18 protein-coding genes are annotated in these 15509 nt (G+C 48.9%); 9 read left to right on the forward strand and 9 right to left on the reverse strand.

The genetic code is table 11. The features are described 5' to 3' along the window. Positions 1-5: 5 nt before the first annotated feature. On the reverse strand, positions 6-776 hold the full coding sequence (locus BLQ88_RS01300; RefSeq protein WP_090145936.1) for an ABC transporter permease: 771 nt from the start codon (positions 774-776) through the stop codon (positions 6-8). Continuing rightward, entirely contained in the window at positions 748-1722 is a 975-nt protein-coding gene (locus BLQ88_RS01305) for an ABC transporter ATP-binding protein (protein ID WP_229212520.1), read from the reverse strand. Before BLQ88_RS01305 ends, BLQ88_RS01300 begins: the two co-directional genes overlap by 29 nt. 271 nt (positions 1723-1993) lie before the next feature. Here BLQ88_RS01305 and BLQ88_RS01310 point away from each other — a divergent pair, with 271 nt between their 5' ends. Beyond that, the gene (locus BLQ88_RS01310) at positions 1994-2503 is read left to right on the forward strand and encodes an RNA polymerase sigma factor (RefSeq protein WP_090145938.1); all 510 of its coding nucleotides are present in this window, start codon (positions 1994-1996) and stop codon (positions 2501-2503) included. A gap of 4 nt (positions 2504-2507) precedes the next feature. Then, entirely contained in the window at positions 2508-3164 is a 657-nt protein-coding gene (locus BLQ88_RS01315) for a hypothetical protein (protein WP_090145940.1), read from the forward strand. 28 nt (positions 3165-3192) lie between these two features. On the opposite strand, the gene BLQ88_RS01320 is transcribed toward BLQ88_RS01315, so the two are convergent. Both BLQ88_RS01320 and BLQ88_RS01325 read right to left on the reverse strand, forming a co-directional pair. Further along, entirely contained in the window at positions 3193-3816 is a 624-nt protein-coding gene (locus BLQ88_RS01320; protein WP_090145942.1) for a hypothetical protein, read from the reverse strand. 80 nt (positions 3817-3896) lie between these two features. Then, positions 3897-4478: a Crp/Fnr family transcriptional regulator gene (locus BLQ88_RS01325; protein ID WP_090145944.1), complete on the reverse strand. Its 582-nt coding sequence runs from the start codon at positions 4476-4478 to the stop codon at positions 3897-3899. A gap of 621 nt (positions 4479-5099) precedes the next feature. On the opposite strand from BLQ88_RS01325, the gene BLQ88_RS01330 reads away from it, so the two are divergent. From BLQ88_RS01330 to BLQ88_RS01360, 7 genes are all read left to right on the forward strand, one after another. Continuing rightward, the gene (locus BLQ88_RS01330) at positions 5100-5675 is read left to right on the forward strand and encodes a Crp/Fnr family transcriptional regulator (protein WP_090145946.1); all 576 of its coding nucleotides are present in this window, start codon (positions 5100-5102) and stop codon (positions 5673-5675) included. A 181-nt stretch (positions 5676-5856) separates the two neighbouring features. Continuing rightward, on the forward strand, positions 5857-6456 hold the full coding sequence (locus BLQ88_RS01335) for a flavodoxin family protein (RefSeq protein WP_090145948.1): 600 nt from the start codon (positions 5857-5859) through the stop codon (positions 6454-6456). Positions 6457-6491: 35 nt separating this feature from the next. Beyond that, complete coding sequence (locus BLQ88_RS01340; protein ID WP_090145949.1) at positions 6492-6947, forward strand: DoxX family protein; 456 nt, start codon at positions 6492-6494, stop codon at positions 6945-6947. Between the two features lie 161 nt (positions 6948-7108). After that, entirely contained in the window at positions 7109-8848 is a 1740-nt protein-coding gene (locus BLQ88_RS01345) for a serine hydrolase (protein WP_090145951.1), read from the forward strand. A gap of 212 nt (positions 8849-9060) precedes the next feature. Then, positions 9061-9474, forward strand: a complete 414-nt coding sequence (locus BLQ88_RS01350; RefSeq protein ID WP_090145953.1) for a cupin domain-containing protein — start codon at positions 9061-9063, stop codon at positions 9472-9474. Between the two features lie 206 nt (positions 9475-9680). Beyond that, positions 9681-10076: a hypothetical protein gene (locus BLQ88_RS01355; protein WP_090145955.1), complete on the forward strand. Its 396-nt coding sequence runs from the start codon at positions 9681-9683 to the stop codon at positions 10074-10076. Next, entirely contained in the window at positions 10073-10276 is a 204-nt protein-coding gene (locus tag BLQ88_RS01360; protein ID WP_090145957.1) for a helix-turn-helix transcriptional regulator, read from the forward strand. Before BLQ88_RS01355 ends, BLQ88_RS01360 begins: the two co-directional genes overlap by 4 nt. A 161-nt stretch (positions 10277-10437) precedes the next feature. Here BLQ88_RS01360 and BLQ88_RS01365 read toward each other — a convergent pair whose 3' ends face one another. The 5 genes from BLQ88_RS01365 to BLQ88_RS01385 form a co-directional block, all read right to left on the reverse strand. After that, on the reverse strand, positions 10438-10968 hold the full coding sequence (locus BLQ88_RS01365; protein ID WP_090145959.1) for a hypothetical protein: 531 nt from the start codon (positions 10966-10968) through the stop codon (positions 10438-10440). A gap of 208 nt (positions 10969-11176) precedes the next feature. After that, positions 11177-11416: a response regulator gene (locus BLQ88_RS01370; protein WP_090145960.1), complete on the reverse strand. Its 240-nt coding sequence runs from the start codon at positions 11414-11416 to the stop codon at positions 11177-11179. 276 nt (positions 11417-11692) lie between these two features. After that, positions 11693-13054 (reverse strand): hypothetical protein, encoded by a 1362-nt coding sequence (locus tag BLQ88_RS01375; RefSeq protein ID WP_143016775.1) that lies wholly within the window; start codon positions 13052-13054, stop codon positions 11693-11695. 239 nt (positions 13055-13293) lie between these two features. Continuing rightward, positions 13294-13905, reverse strand: a complete 612-nt coding sequence (locus BLQ88_RS01380) for a DUF3455 domain-containing protein (protein ID WP_090145963.1) — start codon at positions 13903-13905, stop codon at positions 13294-13296. 127 nt (positions 13906-14032) lie between these two features. Further along, on the reverse strand, positions 14033-15496 hold the full coding sequence (locus tag BLQ88_RS01385) for a M57 family metalloprotease (RefSeq protein WP_090145965.1): 1464 nt from the start codon (positions 15494-15496) through the stop codon (positions 14033-14035). Positions 15497-15509 lie beyond the last annotated feature (13 nt).

Below are 15509 nucleotides of genomic sequence, written 5' to 3' on the forward strand. Positions count from 1 at the left end.
TGCGATCACCCTCTGCTCTTTCGGGAGATGTAAAGTAAAAAGTTTAAAGTGGTAAAAAGGACAAAGTAACCCGTCGACCATGCATAAATATTTACATCCGGGTCAATGCGGTTGTCATTGAGCAGAAACTGCTTGGAACAGTAGGTATAGGGCAGCAGATAGCCATACTTCCATGAAACGGCAATAAGCGAAGCAATGACCATCGCAAATCCTACCCCGATGGGCACCATGAAATTACGGATATGCAGACTCAGCAGGTATTGCAGGGAAAGAATCGGCAGGCTGTACAGAAAGAACTTGGCATTGCCTGCGAGAAAGGGCTGAAAGGGAAAATCCTGTTTTGGGAAAGGCACATTCGGGAATATCAGTGCGGGTAAAATGCCCGTCAAAACGATACCCAGGTTGAACAGCAGGAAAAACTGCACCAGCATGGTAAGCGTAATACAGAATTTTGCCAGGAACAGTACCGTGAAACTTTGCGGCGTGGTATGGACCTGTTTCCAGGCATTGTTCCGGAATTCGAGCTGGGTGATCAGGCTGGCTGTCAGGATAATGCCCATGGGCAGCACGAATACGGACATATACTGCCAGCATTGGTTATAAAGCATATGCCAGATTTTGGCGGAAGCATTTTGTTCTGCCAGGGTTTGCGGGTCCAGGATCCTTTTGGTCAGAATAATAAGCGGAATGAAAAATGCGCCGATGATGGTGAGCCAGGATGCGGAACTGTTTTTTTTCTTGATCCACTCACTTTGAAAACTGTTGAAGAGTACCATTGTTGTTTGTGATCAGGTTCATGAAAATGCTTTCGAGGTCTTTGTGGCTGGTCGTGATTTCGTAGACGGGGATACCGGCCACGATCAGTTCACGGTTGACGGCGCCGATCTGGTCTCTGGTCAGGTCAGCTATGACAATCTTTTGATCGTCGAGTTTTACGGCATTGTATTTGTGACCCACTATTTCCATCGCCCTGGCCGTGTGATCGATTTCCCAGGTGGCCTGGAAAGACTGCCCGCTTTTACTGACGAGCTTGTCCAGTGTGCCTTCGTAAACAAGCTTGCCCGCATTGATAATGCCCACGTGTGTGACCAGCTTTTGCATTTCCCCCAGTAAATGGCTCGATATCAGTATCGAAATGCCCTGCTGGCGGTTCAGCCGGATCAGCATTTCACGGATTTCAATCATCCCGTTCGGATCGAGCCCGTTCGTAGGTTCATCCAGGATCAGCAGGCTGGGGTTGTGCAGTAGCGCTATCGCAATTCCCAGACGTTGCTTCATGCCTAGTGAGAACCGGGATGCCTTTTTGCTGCCCGTCCGGGATAAGCCTACCAAATGGAGTACTTCGGAAATCCGGCTCTTTGGACATTGGAAAATCTTTTGAAACACAAGTAAGTTTTCATACGCCGAAAGGTGACCGTAAAATGACGGGCTGTCGATCATCGAGCCGATTTGTCGCAGCGTTTGCTCGCGATGATGTTCCAGTGGTCTTGCGAAGATCTCGATCTGCCCGGACTGTTTTTTGATTAAGCCCAGCATAAGCCGCAGGGTTGTCGTTTTTCCGGCTCCGTTCGGCCCCAGGAATCCGTAGATACTGCCTTGCGGAATTTTCAGGTCAAGATTGCGAACGACAGGCTCGCCGGCGCCAAATTGGTGGCTTAGTGCTTTGGTTTCCAGTATGTACACGATGAAAGAGCGCTTGGTGAAGCCGCAAATGTATCGCAAGCGTGAAGGGTGTTTTTAAGAAGTCTGCAAAACCGGGTTAGCTGTCTGCAAAATGGCTATTTTGGAAGGTAAGTGGTTTTGACCTGCGGAATGCATTCATAAAACCATGCACAACCCTGCGGGCATCGCTCATTGCCTCACCGATATATTATAATTCTTGGCAGATTTCCTATTTGCATGCAAATTGAACCCAATGTTGTGACATTTCTCGGGTAATGCGAATAATTGGAAGCTAAACGATCAATTTCCTGTAAAACAAATTTAATGCGCCATGCCGCTTAACAGAGATGCCGCCCATTTTGTGAATGTGGTTGATGCCCATAAAGGTATCATCTACAAGGTGGCAAATGCGTATTGCCGTGATACGGAGGACCGGAAGGACCTCATTCAAGAAATTACTTTGCAGCTCTGGTTGGCTTTCCCCAAATACGACGAACAGTTCATGCTGACCACCTGGATTTACCGGATCGCATTGAACGTCTCTATCTCATTTTTTCGCAAGCAAGTGAGCCGCGACAAAATCAACCATCGGTTAGACGAAGAAATTCTCACACTCATAACCGAGGACGAACCGCTGGACCTGGATTCGGACTTAACTATGCTCCATGAGTTTATCAGGCAATTGAGAGAATTCGACAGGGCGCTGATGCTGCTGTACCTTGAAGGACACAGCCAATCAGACATGGCAACCATTCTCGGGATCACGGCCTCTAACGTTTCAACAAAAGTGGGAAGGATCAAGGAACAACTACGTCGCAAATTTTCAACCTTCAAATCTTAGCATCATGCAAGAATCCGAACTGATCGAATTGTGGCGATCGTACGATCGCAAACTCGAAGAAAACCTCACCCTGAACCGTCAGAATGCGGCGGCAATCACGCTTATGAAAATCAAGTCTGTTGTCGGATCGATGGTTCCTATGAAGATCTTTGTGATTATCGTAAGCGCGCTGTGGTTGTCCCTTGTAGGTGTCGTTCTCTATCGTACCTACGATTATGCGAGCCCATTTTTCTGGTATTCTATCGCTATACACGCAGTAATTTTGGCCTTCGTGACGGGCGTTTACGTTTATCAGGTAGTGTTGATTTACCAGACAGACCTCAGCGAAGCACTTGTGGCGACCCAATACCGGCTGGCTCAGTTAAAAGGATCCACGTTGCTGATAGCGAGGTTAATGTTCCTGCATGCGCCAATCTGGACGACTTTTTCGATTCAGCAGCGGATGTTTCAGCACCCGGTCTGGATGACAGTTCAAATACTGTTCACGATCGTTTTTGTAGTCGGAGCACTTTGGCTGTTCTTCAATATCAGGTATGAGAATCGCGAGAAAAAGTGGTTCAAATTCATCTTTCGGGGCAACCAGTGGGAGCCCGTCGTAAAGTCGATCGAAATGCTCCGGGAAATTGAACAATACAAAACTGATGGACAATTAATAACTTAATAAAAATGGGTTTTGGATTTTAAATGAATCAAAAATTAACCCCAAAATGCAAACCCGGCTGCCAGAAGAAGACTCTTGGCCATCTATCGTCGACCTGTTTGAACGAATCGGGCATTGTTGATTGATAGGGGCGATGCGTCATTGCAATGGAAGGCTGAAAGAAAAGCCTGTCCTTGAAAAGTTTGATGTGGTAACCAATGGAGTAGGTGTTAAAGATTTGAAATCCTTTATCGATCTTTTTATCGTCATCATTTACAAAAGTTTGAAAAGCGGGCATTACGTCAACCTGGGCAAAAAGGCCTTTCCATAAAAACCTTTGGTAATTAAGCGAAACGCCGTGTTCACGAATATAACCTGGAAAGCCTTCGCCATCTGCTTCATATGATTTTCCAAAAGGAATGCCAATTGGCCAGCCATATTTCCAGGTTTTAAATTCAAGTGAAATCACATCCTTACCCGTGACGCGATAACCCAGGTTCAGATATACCATTTGAGGCGGATTGTTATCCGGCACTACATTAGCCAGCATAAACAGGGTACTGCCAATGAAAAACTTTCGATAGGTACTGTCTTCTTTGGCGTACTGAGCTTTAACTTGCGAAGTGCCAGCCATCAATAAGATCAAGGCGAACTGTAAAATTTTCTTTTGCATGTCTTTTCCATCGTTAAATGACAATGCAAAATTAGATTGGCGGGCAGCCTGAATACGTTCACTTAAGTTAAGAAATGATCCTAGCCTTTGATTTTCTCTAAAATCCTTGCCCTTAGCCTGCTTAGCGATTGCGGTTTTATGCCGAGAAAGCTTGCTAACTGGTGTTGCGGGACACGTTGGATCAGGTCTGGCCGCTTTTGTAGCAGATTTATATACCGTTGTTCGGGTGAGGAAGTCTTGAATTCGTCAAAATTGATCTGTTGTTTAGCCAGAAATTCTTCCGCCAGTATTCTGCAAAGGGTTTCAAACTTTGGAAACTTGCTAAACATTTCGGCCTCCATGTCGGGGTCTGAAACCAGCAGGATTGAATCTTCTACGCAAGATATGTAGTATTCGGAAGGTGCCTTTTGGATAACGCAATGCGGTGTCAGGGCTTCCATTTCTGTGTAGAAAGCGGTTGTTTTTTCTTCTCCGTCTATAATGTAATAGATTCTGATACAGCCTTTGAGTACAAAGTAACCGTCATTAGATTTTTCTCCCTCTTTGAGTAAAATGGCTCCTTTTTTTACCTGGCGAAATAGGGCCAAAGAGACGATTGCATTCTTTTCGTCGTCTGTCAGCGAAATGTATTTGGATATAAAGTCAAATAGTAAATCCTGCATTGTTGTGCTGTTCTTTTGAATTTTGGTGCGACTAAGCGAGGTATTCCAGGATTATAGAAATTATGCCGATTGCCTTGTGATCCTTAACGCCCGCCGACTCGCTGATAGCAGCGGAGGCCTGCTAACGCCGAAAATATCAGGAACAGGGTCAGAGATATAATAGTAGCCATTATTTTGCGATTATTGAATGCGAAGATGCCAATGCTTTTAGAAAATCCAGGATTCGGGCTATCGGAAGGCCAAACGTTCCAGGTCGGCAAACGGAGCATATGTGCTTAAATAGCAGGGCGGAAATCCATGAACCTATGTTAACGGAATTTCTTATCCCAGCCGATTTTCCTGCCGACGAATGCTAGGGAACTTTGCATCGGAAAATGAACGATCATCTGATGCAAATTTTAGCTACATCTGTTAAATGCCTGGCATTCGTAATTTATATCTTGCGCTTGCTCCCTATGCGCTGGGGCAATGTGCTGCGGGCAGCGAAGCGAATTCGAAGGAAATCGTACGCAGGTTTCTCGCAGCAGTCAGGTCATTGCGCATTCCGGAGGATGTCGGGGCTTCGAATTACAGCTGAGAAAGGGCGTTGATTAATTTAGCCGCCGCACTTATCTTTGGTTCATGTGGGATCTTCTAATTAAAAACCTGAGCAAGTTTGTACCACTCGATTCGCAGGAAGCGGGGATCGTGCAGTCGCTTTTTACCTACAAAAAATACCGCAGAAAGCAGTACATCCTCCAAGAAGGCGATGTGACGCGCTATGAAACGTTTATAGTAAAGGGTGTGACCCGCACTTATGAGGTCGACGACAAGGGCCAGGAGCATATCTTGCAGTTTGGCCTGGAAGACTGGTGGGTAGGGGACCTGTATAGTTTCCTGACCGAAAGCCCGACGAGCTACAACATCGATTGCCTGGAAGACACCGAGGTTTTGCATATTACCAAGGCAGATCTGGAAACTTTATACGAAAAGGTGCCTAAAATGGAACGCCATTTCCGAATCATTATCCAGAATGCGTTCATTGCATCTTCGCAGCGACTCTCGGCAAGCCTCGCCAAAAGTGCGCCCGAACGGTATGAAGATTTTATCAAAAAGTACCCGCAAATCGAGCAGCGCGTCGCTAATCACCAGATCGCTTCTTACCTGGGCATTACCCCCCAGACCCTGAGCCGGATCCGCAGCCAGGAGCGCAGCTGACGCTTTCCATTATCCTCATTATAACAGATTTACGGTCGCGGTTTGCTGCGGTTGCGGGCGGAGCCCTGCGCCTTTTTCGCTACGGGTTGCCCAAAAAAGTTATTCCAGGTTAATGGATTTTCTTATCACAGGTGATCGTTCCGGGTGGTTCGGACAGGCAACATTTGCATAAAAATTAGCCATGAAAAAAGTCACTATTTCAATTGTTTACCACAGCCGGGGCGGGCATACCGAAAGGCTCGCCCGGCAGCTGGCCGGGGCGATGACCACCGAGTGTTCGGTGGTCAATCTGGTGGACGTGAGCCGGGTATCAGCCTGTCTGGACCTGCTGCACGACTCCGATACCATCGTTTTTGGCAGCCCGACCTACTTTGGTAATGTGAGCGCCGAGTTCAAACACTTTATGGAACTGACCGGCGGCTTTTGGTACAAGCAGCCGTGGAAGGACAAACTTGCCGCCGGATTTACACTATCGTCGACGTCCAATGGCGACAAGCTGAACACGCTGGAATCGATCATGCTCTTCGCTTGCCAGCATAGCATGAACTGGATTTCGCTGGGTATCCTGCCGCGATTTCTGAATAACGAACAAACCGAAGGACAGAACCGGCTGGCCAGTTACATCGGCCTGATGGAGCAATGCGACAATGGCGACAGCATTATCAATACCCAGCATCCGGGCGACCTGCTTACTGCGGAGCTGTTTGCACGCAGGATCGTGGAGGTGACGGTCCGCTATAAGGCAGGCAGCAGCATGGGATTGCAACCAGTTAATTCATAAAATAATTTTTCTATAACCATTAAATACAGAGAGCCATGTTTTCAAGTACAATTAATAACGGTTTCAACGGGTCGGCGCTTTTTCAGCGCCTGTTTCTGGCACTGGTGCTATTTCCGCACGGCGCACAAAAATTACTGGGCTGGTTTGGCGGCTTCGGCTTTGAAGGGAGCATGCAATATTTCACAGGCCAGGCGGGGCTGCCGTGGATTGTCGGTTTCCTTGTGATCCTGATCGAATTCTTCGGGCCGCTGGCGCTGGTGCTGGGTGTGGCGGTACGGTTTTCAGCTGCCGCCATCGCCGCTGTGATGACCGGCATTATCGTCACAACTTTCCATGAGCACTTTTTTATGGACTGGTTCGGGACCCAGCATGTCGAAGGGATGGAGTTCTTTTTGCTGGCCATCGGGATTGCTGTTTCGCTGGTATTCACGGGCGGGGGCTCCTATGCGATTGGCCGGCTTTGGCAACCCGGGATACAGGCAGCACCATGAAGTTCCCCACCTGCCGATTCCGTTTACATACCGGCAATTTGTAAAAGACACTTTTTACGTTTCGGTGACATTCTTTTACAGATCATTAAGAGACAACAGGTTGGAAAACTTTTAGCTTTGCTGTGGTTGAAATTCTCGAACACATTCCTGTCAAACCATCCATGAAAAACCAACGCCTCTTTCTGATTCTTTCCTTTCTAGTAGTTGCATTTTACGTCCAGGCGGATGATCTGGACGATTTTATCCGCGCCCAAATGCAGAAGCGGCGAATCCCCGGCTTGTCCCTGGCGATCATTCAGGATGGAAAAATCCTGAAAGCGCAGTCATATGGATTTATTGATAAGGATGGAAAGGTGCCTGTCACGACGAACACCTTGTTTCAGGCAGGCTCGGTGAGTAAATCGGTTGCGGCTATGGGCGCATTGTATCTTGTTGAACAGAACAAACTGCTGCTGGACGAGAATGTCAATGTAAAACTGAAAGGCTGGAAAGTGCCTGATAACGAATTTACAAAAGACAAAAAGGTTACGCTGCGCGGGCTGCTCAGTCACACGACCGGTCTTACAGTGCACGGATTCCCGGGATATGCCGTGGGTACGAAGATCCCTTCGGTCGTTCAGATTCTGGATGGGGCAGCTCCGGCCAATACGCCACCGGTTCGCGTGGATTTTATTCCGGGCTCACGTTGGAGGTATTCGGGCGGCGGTTATACCGTCATGCAACAACTTATGGTGGATGTGACCGGCGCCGGTTTTCCGGAATTCATGAAAAAAACTGTGCTTTCGCCGCTGGGTATGAAAAATAGTACCTACCAGCAACCCTTACCGCCGGAACTGGCGAAAACGACGGCAACCGGTCATTACAACAATCGAAGTCTGGTGGAAGGGCGCTGGCACATTTATCCCGAGATGGCGGCAGCGGGATTGTGGACTACACCGTCCGATCTGGCCAGGTTCGCGATCGGTATTCAGAATGCCTATGCTGGAAAATCGGGAAATGTATTATCCCAGTCAATGACCCGCCAAATGCTGACGGATCAGAAAAACAGGGATGGGTTGGGTGTTTTTTTGCAGGGTGACAGCACATCGCTCCGCTTTGGTCACAATGGGCGCGACGAGGGTTTTGACGCGTTGCTCACCGCTAGTGTGAACAAAGGGCAAGGCGTTGTGATCATGATCAATGCGAACGACAACTCGCATATGATGGGCAGGATCGTTGATTTTATCGCCGACTACTACCATTGGGATGGATTTCCAGTAAAGGTTAAACCTACCGCCGTAAATGTGGATGCCAAAGCTTTAAAGGCTTTCGAGGGCCGATATGAATTGTTTAATAATCGCATTGTTACTTTTGAGGCTGAAAATCAGCGACTTTTCACCCTGGAAGATGGTTTTGTCGACGAAGAACTTGTGCCCGTCAGTGCTACTAAGTTCACATCGACGGACCGCAATGTATCTGTGATCTTCAATTCTGACGCTAATGGAAATGTGACTGGCTTCACGCTTCAAGACGATGATCAGAAGTATGAGCGTAAAGTACCACGTATCGGGCCGCTTGCCGATATCCATAAAACCAATGCCGACCCCGACCCGTCACGCACACCCAAAATCATGGCGGCTTTGCAGGCCATGGTAAAAGGTGGTAAAGTACTGGAAGAAGCATCGGGCCTCACTTCGGGAGCCAAGCGCGACTTTGCAGGCGGAATGCGAGAGCCGGAAACGCTGAAATCATTGACCTTCGTTCATTCGGAAAACGTTTCAGGCCGCGGCATTCAACGGCATGAAAGCGACGTAAGCGAAATCGTGACTTACCAATTGAAGTCCAATCAGCCGGACACCTATATAATCGTCCATCTCACCTCCGACGGTTTGGTTACGGATTGCGATCTTGTTGAAAAATGATAGCGTATTCGGCGCGAAGCAAACACGATATTCCGTAATTCTGCAAGTCATCTGACTGAATATCGGAGAATTTTCTATTACGTGATATTGATTAAATGGTTGATAATAAGTGGATTGTGGGATTGGTACATGCATTGCTATGTAATAGCGAAAGCAAGTGGGCAACGCTTCAAGTAGCCCTATTTTTACCATCATTCCAAATCTAAAAGTTTATGAAGACCATTGCGACAATTCTCGTAACATTCCTGATCTCCAACTATGCGATCGGCCAGCATTCAGGTGCCAGTCACGGCGCCACGGCTCCGGAGTTGATTTATAAAAAGAAGCTGGATATGCCTGGTCTCGAAGGCAAGGAAGTACGCATGGGAATCGTCACCTACGCGCCGGGCGAAGTGTCGCCGCCGCACCGACATCCCATTGCGATATTCGGTTACGTTTTGGAGGGGGAAATTGAAATCACTTTTGAAGGTGAAAAAACAATAAAGAAAAAAGGAGACCCTTTCTATGAGCAGCCCGAAGGCCTGCACAACGGGACCAGGAATCTCAGTAAAACCAAGCCCGCCAAATTGCTGGTCTATTTCCTGGGTGATGAAGGCAAACCACTCCTGGTGCTAGAACCGAAGTAGGCCGTTGCCATCTGACCGGGCGTTGCCGCCCAATGCAGGTTCACAGCCACCTCACTGTTCATCAGTAGGGTGGCTGTTTTGCTTGTATCGAGTCATAAGCTGCGTTATCCATAATGTCTAGTATTGATGTTATTTTGTCAATTATACTTGACAAAATGAAATGTTTACATATCTTTACACAAGTTAAACATGCAACATCTAGACTTATGGAACGATCTGAAAAAAACGCAGGCCAAAACTCCGTTATCTTCGCGCTCATTTACGGGGCTACCTACATTCCCGCGACGTGGTTGTTGAAGCATCAAATGGTAGACAGGCCACTTTCGATAATCATCGCCATAGTGCCGATTATCACGTTTTCTGTTTTTATTTTGAAAATGATCAGGGCTTTTTCAGTGATGGACGAGGTGAAGCAGCGGGTGCAGTTGGAGGCCGTGGTGATCGGATTTTCATTGACGGCCATGTTGGTAATGCTTTTGTTTCTACTCGAACTTTGCGGTATTTCCAATCGCGGCTGGTTTGGTTATGGTCATCTGGTGGGATATTGCTGGGCTTTTTATTTTGTCGGCTGGTTTGTTTCGAAGAAAAAATACGGTGTATGAAGAATACGATAAAGGTTGAGCGGGCTAAGAAAAACTGGACCCAGGCCGAACTGGCAAAGGTTATCGGAATATCCAGGCAAGGCTTGAATTCGATTGAAACCGGGAAATTCATTCCTTCGACCGTGCTCGCCCTGCGAATGGCAAAGGCTTTTGATACGACCGTCGAAGTATTGTTTCAATTGGAAGATACGGAAGGGTAAACCGGCGGGATGTCGGGAAAGTCACCTCGCCGGTCATTTTTCAGGCGAGTCAGAACGCCGGGTCTAGCTTCTGCTCACTCGCTGACTCAGCAGCCGGAGCGTACGATGTTCTGAATACGGAACTCATTGTAGGATAATTATAAGTGTGAAGGGGTCGCGGTTTAGATTGAATACAGGTGCTCGATATTTCCCCTCAGATCGATGAGAAAGCAGTGAACGTTTAGGACTACCGTGTTTCCTTCATCGTCCATTTCGAATTCATGTATCTGATTGGCGAGTGCAGTAGCGAATTTGACGTGGCAGCTGTGCTCCCCGGCGGAAAGGGCTTCCGCTGTTAAAAATGTCTTGTAGGCGCCGCAGTCCTCATGTTCAATGATATAGATGTCCTTGATGTCGTGTAATATGATGGCAAGTCTTATGTGGTCCCGCCAGACATCGTTCCAGGTTTTGTAGCTTTTTACTTCGCTGCCGAGTTTGTCATGGTCCAGCAAAAGTGTGAGTTCGTCGTTGTCCGCCTGCGTAATCAGGGAGGTGCCGGCGAGAGCAAAATGGTCATACCGGTTTGTCAGGTTTTCAAAATGCAGGAATTCAAGCAGGTTGTCGGTCAGGCGCAGATCGATACAGCTTAAAACCAGAATGTTTTTCTTGGGAAGGTGGTACAGGCCACGTGGAGGATATTCGCGATAGGACATAGTTACTGATAGTTTAAGGGTACAATTAATTTTACAAGGCGCCCAAAAATACAGTAACTGATCACATAAAAAAGTAGCTCGTTGAAATATTTAATGATTTTATTGTCAATTATTTAGCAAACGGTTCGCGACAGACGTAGAAATGTACTTCCCCTCATCGCGCAGATCAGGTTATTATTCTGCTGGTGCAAAAATCATCTTTCCAACCCTAACGCATCTGCACGACTTGCTGAATTTCTTGGGCGAGTGCTGGTATCGACTCAGTTTTTTGCATGACCTTATCAATGCCCGAATTTGACAGCTTTCGTTTCAAGTCGTCGGGAATGGATGAAGAGTAGACGACCATGAACGGATGATCGAACTGACGAATTTGCTGTAATTGCCTGAGGCACTGATCGCCATCCACGCGCGGTAGTTTCAGGTCGATGAAAACGTGGGAGGGAGGCATTGCACCGGGTTGGGTGAAGTGGGCAATTGCAGATTCGCAATCCGTAAAATACAGGCAGTCGATCGGCTCCTTTAAATCTTAAATAGCCATGTGAAAGATTTCGTGTTCGTCCGTATCGTCGTCGATCATCACTATAAGCGTCTTATTTCTCATTGTTGTGAATAGCATGTTGAATGAGGGCTGTCCACAAAAAATCTGTGCCGATGCGAAAGGGCAAACTGCTCGTGCAGTTTGCCCCTACACCATTGCGGGTATTATACCACAACAGGGATTGATTTAAGGTATCGGATGAGGAATGGTAGCACCCTTGAATGCCTGGGCGGCTTTGAGGAGCGGTGCCAGCTGATCCCGGAATTTTGAGATCAGCGGGCCTTTATAATTATTCAAATCCGCGATACAGGCGTTCCGTTTTTCGTCGCGCTGATAGTCGTAGTTAACTTTCCAGGTACCTGAATGATCCCCGGTAATGCGGTCTTCCCAATGATAGCCGGAAACACGTGTGCCGATCTGTACACAGGTAGGCGACATTCCGCCGCTGCACCGGTTTACCGGCTGTGTTTCTTCTACCAGCTGGATGGCATCGGAGCGTTCTGCTGCCAAGCCGTCGACGGCATTCTGCACGTAGGCGCTGGCCGTGTTCGCGAAGTTACGCATCGCTTCAATCGCGCCGCTTTGGGCCGGGTCCGGTGATGCTGCGTCAACTGTGGAAAGATCCTGGTAAAGACCGATGATCGTGCCTGCGCCAGACACGTAGGCAACCAGTGCGGCTGCACCCAGGTTGTCGGCGCTCAGCGCACCCAGCGTGCTTGTCATGCTGGTGATAATGCTCGATCCCCACGAGTACGCGTCCTGCATGTTTTTGGTGCGCGCGTCGCCGGTGGTGCCTTTTACCCTGTTTTTAATAGGCATGTAAGTCGTGGTCAGCTCGTTGTTCAGGCCGGCCAGCGAACCTTTCAGTATTTCCACATCGTTGGTTTTCGATATCTGCTCAGCCGCGCATTTGGCGGTTTTGACAACATCATCCCAGGAAATGCCCTTCGTAGCCTGGTCGGCAAACATCGAAATAAACGGGGTAAACACCAGCCCGATTTCAGAAAGTCCGAGCAATGTATTGATCATCTCGAATATATAAGCCGTGGCTGAATCGTCCTGGACGGGGCGGTCCCATCCCCAGCAAGGATTCGAGGATTTGAGTTTCAAAGACGGCCTTGCGTCTACCAATGCATTATTGACAAACCGGTGCTGCTGCGAGGCCAGATGTATCGTTCGGAAGTTGGTGGTTCGCGTCACTACCGGTGTCCCTGCCGGAAGATGCTGCCATTCTGCCGAAAGGATTCCTTTTCCGGGCTCACCTTCTACCAATTCGCCTGGTAACAGCGGAAATGCCGCCTCAATATCCAGCATGGCGCAAGCTACTTTCAGATCGATCAGCCGCAATTCGGCGTCGGACAGTGGTTGGTCGGGAGTGGTTTGCAGCGGCAGTGATGCGGCATTGCCACGCAATTGCTTCACCGACTCAGAGAGGTCAGCGTTCGGATCAGAGGATAAATTTGTTAAAAGAGCTGTTTCATAATCTGCCGGGGCCGCGGCGGTAATCTCGTCAACAATAAAGGTGACGCCTCCAAGAAGTGTTTGCATGAATGGGTAGGATATGATGTTAAGGAATCAAAACCCTAAATTTAATTGTAGAAATACTTCTTGCACTACCGTTAAGTAACCAGGGATAAACCGCACAAACCGCCGATGCCGGAAAAGGTGCGGGCAGAATAGCATCCATTGATCAATTCTGACATTTGATGAAAAGCGTAGCTGTAAGTATGATCGGCTAAAACTTTCAAAAAAAAACATGCTTTTTGGTCAGGTTGTTATGCAGGATTTTAATAGGCGATTTTGGAGAAAATGTATACAGCGGTATACGGAACCTCGATGGTCTCCCCGGCTTCGTTCGGCGGTGTCGACGGCGCCCTGCCGCCTGCTGTTGCAATGCGTTGGATGTAGTCCACCCCTTCGAACCGGCCGGTAGGCGTTGTCCCGGTTTTCGGCATCAGCAACAACCAGTCGACACTACCCGCATCGACGTTCGCGGTTTTGGGCGGCGTGAATTGTTGCGCAACGATCAATGCATCCGAAGCTATGACAGACCAGGAAGGGCCTGCGAAATGCGTCCCGATTTTTGCATTGGAATTGTCAAACAAGTCGGCTTGCGGCGCTACAAATGCCCATTCATAGGTAATCGGATTGCTGTTGGCTTTCACCTGCGACCGGTATTTCTGTATGCCTTTCGCAAAATAGGCAGCTACTCTCGTATGTCCGTAAGGGTTCGCAGGCAGCGCTACCTGCGCGGGAATGGGAAGGGCCAGGGCCTGGGAAATGTGTTCGGCTGGCGATAACGGGTCTGGCTCGCCGTGGTCGGTACATGCCATTAGAAAGTTGGCTGCAAATGCCGCGGCAAAAATTGCGGTTTTACACAAACAGAAGACTTTGTACATTTTAGCTCGATTTAAAAAGTGAAAAGGATATAGTTCGATTGAAAGTAAAGCCGGTTTTACATGCCAGCGCCTGCGCCACCGACTTTACCCAATCAGGATGGAGTGGACTTTCGAACTTTAAAACACGTTACAGATTTTGGTACCAGATATTGCCGAGGCTGTTGACCGCCCATGGATGGCCGAATTGGTTGACGGCCATCGCGATACCCGTCCCGCTCATTTTGCTCCAATCGACGCCGTTCCATCTGTACATGCTGTATCCACCGTACACCGGCGTGCGATCGATCATGTACACCGTTCCTTCCGGCCCGGCAAAAACGTCGGTGGCCAATCCCGGTACCTCCGACCAATGCCGGCCGCCATTGTTCAGATAGGAGATTTTACCCACGTTATCGACCATCCAGAGCTGGTTATTGGCTGCAACCGCGATCCGCACCCCGGCGCCTACCATCCGGGTCCAGCCGGTGCCATTCCATTTGTACACACCATAACCTCCCTCGACCGCGCCGCCACCAACCACGTACACCGAGCCATCCTCACTGGCGGTAATGTCCTTGGCACTACCTGGCATACGCTCCCAGGCAACCCCGTTGTAGCGGTGAATGTGGCCGAGCATGTTGACAGTCCACGGTACGTCCGCCTCGCCGACCGTGATCCTGATTGCGGTGCCGGGTGTGCGCGTCCAGGTGCCCCAGCCTGTCATGCGGTAGACATTATACCCGGCATACGCGGCGTCCTGGCCGATGGCGTAAATCGCCTGTCGTCCGACGGCAATATCGGTGGCCGAACCCGGGACGAGCATCCACTCGCCATCGGGATACATTGCCTGAACGGCTTTCACATCCCCGCCCGTAAAGCCTGTCCAGGTCTGCACCACGGAATTCATAACTGACAGCGGATCGGAAAGGGGAGTGCCGGGAACGGGTTTCTCGGATTGCCCGGGCGTCACCTGGTCGGTGTGCATGAGGCCGATCGTATGCCCCATCTCGTGCGCTATGGCAGTCAGCTTTGTTTTGGCAGGAAGGGTGTTATACCGGGTATTAATGACGATCGGATTTCCGGGTCGGCGGTCGGTGTAAGGAAACTGTGCACGGGCAATGTAATCACTGTTCGGTTCGAATGTCGTTCTGATGGAAATGTTCGCGCTGTTATAATCGGACACTTCTACGAAATTGATTTTAGTGCCCCACATGAGATTCCACTGCCTGATTGCTTCCCTGATAGCTGTTACCCATTCCAGCGGGACGTCCGGTTGCATAAATACCCGGATATTCCTGGCATAAATGTCGTCGACGAGGTAGAGCCCGCGCCGGTGCGTGCTGCTGGCGCCCCGGTCTTCCTGGTAGTATTTTTCAGCCTCGACTCGGGGCATTACAACGTCTCCGTCGATGATAAACAAGCTGTCCGCCTCGCTGTAACTGATTTTGGCCTTCGCAGCGCCGGTGGTTGAGGCAAGGAAATCCTTCAAGCTTTCTACACGGGCGGAATCGTTGATTTCTTTCAGCACAGGCGCGTTCACCGGTACTTCATCCTGCTGGCAGGCATATAGGAACAGGGTGGAAAGGATGGTTAACAGGATGATTTTTTTCATGGAAATTGTTTTT

Origin of the sequence: Dyadobacter soli, from assembly GCF_900101885.1 — a bacterium.
Lineage (GTDB): Bacteria > Bacteroidota > Bacteroidia > Cytophagales > Spirosomataceae > Dyadobacter > Dyadobacter soli.

Coding starts and splice junctions, on each gene's coding strand:
- BLQ88_RS01300 (WP_090145936.1), bottom strand. CDS start 776: ATGGTACTCTTCAACAGTTTTCAAAGTGAGTGGATCAAGAAAAAAAAC.
- BLQ88_RS01310 (WP_090145938.1), top strand. CDS start 1,994: ATGCCGCTTAACAGAGATGCCGCCCATTTTGTGAATGTGGTTGATGCC.
- BLQ88_RS01315 (WP_090145940.1), top strand. CDS start 2,508: ATGCAAGAATCCGAACTGATCGAATTGTGGCGATCGTACGATCGCAAA.
- BLQ88_RS01320 (WP_090145942.1), bottom strand. CDS start 3,816: ATGCAAAAGAAAATTTTACAGTTCGCCTTGATCTTATTGATGGCTGGC.
- BLQ88_RS01325 (WP_090145944.1), bottom strand. CDS start 4,478: ATGCAGGATTTACTATTTGACTTTATATCCAAATACATTTCGCTGACA.
- BLQ88_RS01330 (WP_090145946.1), top strand. CDS start 5,100: ATGTGGGATCTTCTAATTAAAAACCTGAGCAAGTTTGTACCACTCGAT.
- BLQ88_RS01335 (WP_090145948.1), top strand. CDS start 5,857: ATGAAAAAAGTCACTATTTCAATTGTTTACCACAGCCGGGGCGGGCAT.
- BLQ88_RS01340 (WP_090145949.1), top strand. CDS start 6,492: ATGTTTTCAAGTACAATTAATAACGGTTTCAACGGGTCGGCGCTTTTT.
- BLQ88_RS01345 (WP_090145951.1), top strand. CDS start 7,109: ATGAAAAACCAACGCCTCTTTCTGATTCTTTCCTTTCTAGTAGTTGCA.
- BLQ88_RS01350 (WP_090145953.1), top strand. CDS start 9,061: ATGAAGACCATTGCGACAATTCTCGTAACATTCCTGATCTCCAACTAT.
- BLQ88_RS01355 (WP_090145955.1), top strand. CDS start 9,681: ATGGAACGATCTGAAAAAAACGCAGGCCAAAACTCCGTTATCTTCGCG.
- BLQ88_RS01360 (WP_090145957.1), top strand. CDS start 10,073: ATGAAGAATACGATAAAGGTTGAGCGGGCTAAGAAAAACTGGACCCAG.
- BLQ88_RS01365 (WP_090145959.1), bottom strand. CDS start 10,968: ATGTCCTATCGCGAATATCCTCCACGTGGCCTGTACCACCTTCCCAAG.
- BLQ88_RS01370 (WP_090145960.1), bottom strand. CDS start 11,416: ATGCCTCCCTCCCACGTTTTCATCGACCTGAAACTACCGCGCGTGGAT.
- BLQ88_RS01375 (WP_143016775.1), bottom strand. CDS start 13,054: ATGCAAACACTTCTTGGAGGCGTCACCTTTATTGTTGACGAGATTACC.
- BLQ88_RS01380 (WP_090145963.1), bottom strand. CDS start 13,905: ATGTACAAAGTCTTCTGTTTGTGTAAAACCGCAATTTTTGCCGCGGCA.
- BLQ88_RS01385 (WP_090145965.1), bottom strand. CDS start 15,496: ATGAAAAAAATCATCCTGTTAACCATCCTTTCCACCCTGTTCCTATAT.